The sequence below is a fragment of the Halomonas sp. ATBC28 genome (genome assembly GCF_005937175.1).
GTDB classification, from domain to species: Bacteria; Pseudomonadota; Gammaproteobacteria; order Pseudomonadales; family Halomonadaceae; genus Vreelandella; species Vreelandella titanicae.
Genome location: NZ_VCQL01000206.1, coordinates 1 through 388, shown reverse-complemented (window position 1 = coordinate 388; position 388 = coordinate 1). Strand labels below are relative to the sequence as shown.

Sequence of the window (388 nt, the reverse complement as noted above, 5' to 3'; positions counted from 1 at the left end):
ATTGATTGGCGTCGCACCAGCAGGCTTCGTGGTGAACATGAATGCCACTGGCTACGAAATCACCCGTACCCGTGATGCCATCAACAACGTCGAAGCTTACTTTGAGCAGCATCCTGCACTGCTGAAACAAGCGACCGGTGCTGATCAGTTAGTACCGGCTCCGGAAGCTGGCGCAACGCAACCCGCGGAGTTCCATTGCCATCCGTCGAATACCATTAACGCGCTCAACCGCCTGAAAGGCATGTTGACTACCGATGTGGAAAGCTACGACAAGCTGTCGCTTGATCAACGTAGCCAGATGCGCCGCATTATGCTGTGCGTTTCTGACACTATCGATAAAGTGGTGAAAATGCCTGGCGTGAGTGCTGACGATCAGCGCCTGTTGAAG

General features: G+C 53.6%; 1 pseudogene. It reads left to right on the top strand.

The annotated features are described in order from the left end of the window. Positions 1-388, top strand: a pseudogene (locus E0L35_RS26075) (hypothetical protein); the annotation flags it as partial.